Here is an 838-nt window from a genome sequence, read left to right as displayed (position 1 = left end):
AATCTTCTGAGCTGATTCGTTGCTTTTTTTGGACAGTGTCCTAACCTCATCAGCCACGACAGCAAATCCTCTACCTTGATCCCCTGCACGGGCCGCTTCAATTGCAGCATTAAGTGCAAGAAGATTGGTCTGCTCAGCGATATCCGTAATGACATTCATCATGGCAAGAATACCGTCATTACTTTCCTTCACTTCCTCCATATTCTGTATCGCTGTTGCCATTGATTCAGAATCGTACTAAAGGAATATCTATGACAGGTCTGGCAGAAGATAAACTGCAAGAGTTTGCTAATGGTGTCGCTGATTTGTGTGATCAGTTAGGTGTTGAGGATCATGAAGAGAAATTGACCGCGATTGGGAATACTTTTATAGGGGCAGCGCTTTCACTAGGGAAACCCAACTTCTCAGTCAATGTTGATGGCTTAGCTACAGCTTCTGTTGAATCCGTTCTAGAGGCCGTCGAAGAAGAATAATTAAGGTTGATCGAACAGGTCTAATTGTTTTTCTGAACTGTTTTTTCTTCGTAAGGTAAAGCCAAGTTGGGAATGTACTTCTGATAACCAGGCTCGATAAGCCTGTCCACACCTAGCTTCAAATGGGTAAGCCTGGTTTAGTTTTTTCCGTATCAGCTTCACATCATTTTTCCCCGTTTCGAGGATAACTGCATGAATAATTGGTCCCGCGAGCTCTCTATAATGATCTAATTTCGACGCAGAAGACACGGGTTCCAGACAGCTGACCAGGTTAAATTAATGCACAGTGAAAGTTTGAGTGACTGCCCTTGCCTGATCGGAAAGCGTTTTATTGAGATTCTTAACTAAAAGGTTAAAGGTAACCA

Annotated in this window: 2 protein-coding genes; one reads left to right on the top strand and one right to left on the bottom strand. The window is 42.8% G+C overall.

Translation table 11 applies throughout. The annotated features are described in order from the left end of the window. A partial coding sequence (locus tag A3761_RS02595; protein WP_369808157.1) for a methyl-accepting chemotaxis protein occupies nt 1-222 on the bottom strand: 222 nt, incomplete at its 3' end. A 29-nt stretch (nt 223-251) separates the two neighbouring features. Here A3761_RS02595 and A3761_RS02590 point away from each other — a divergent pair. Continuing rightward, complete coding sequence (locus A3761_RS02590) at nt 252-473, top strand: hypothetical protein (RefSeq protein ID WP_068510776.1); 222 nt, start codon at nt 252-254, stop codon at nt 471-473. Nucleotides 474-838: the final 365 nt, after the last annotated feature.

This window comes from Oleiphilus sp. HI0123, assembly GCF_001635315.1.
The sequence above is the reverse complement of the archived record's forward strand: the minus strand, read 5'-3'. Positions and strand labels throughout refer to the sequence as shown.